The sequence below is a fragment of the Pseudomonas sp. yb_9 genome, assembly GCF_043103635.1.
GTDB lineage: Bacteria > Pseudomonadota > Gammaproteobacteria > Pseudomonadales > Pseudomonadaceae > Aquipseudomonas > Aquipseudomonas monteilii.
This window is the reverse complement of record NZ_JBICKA010000101.1, coordinates 1-313: the sequence shown is the minus strand read 5'-3', so window position 1 is coordinate 313 and position 313 is coordinate 1. Positions and strand designations below refer to the sequence as shown.

The 313-nt window shown below is 67.7% G+C and carries 1 protein-coding gene; it reads left to right on the top strand.

Going from position 1 to position 313, the window contains the following annotated elements; all coding sequences use genetic code 11:
* The coding region (locus ACF8MI_RS25095) for an AMP-binding protein (RefSeq protein WP_392518033.1) at positions 1–313 on the top strand (313 nt) is incomplete at both ends.

Below are 313 nucleotides of genomic sequence, written 5' to 3'. Positions count from 1 at the left end.
TGAGCTACCGTGAGCTGAACCGGCGCGCCAACCAGCTGGCGCACAAGCTTCGCGAACAGGGCGTGGGGCCGGACGTGCTGGTGGGCATTGCCGCCGAGCGCAGCGTGGACATGGTCATCGGCCTGCTGGGTATCCTCAAGGCCGGTGGCGCCTATGTGCCGCTGGACCCGGAATACCCCGCCGAGCGCCTGGCCTACATGATGCAGGACAGCGGCATCGGCCTGCTGCTGACGCAAGCCCACCTGCTGGCGCAGTTGCCGGTACCTGAGGGTGTGCAGCCACTGTTGCTCGAACCGCTGCCGGGCTACAGCGA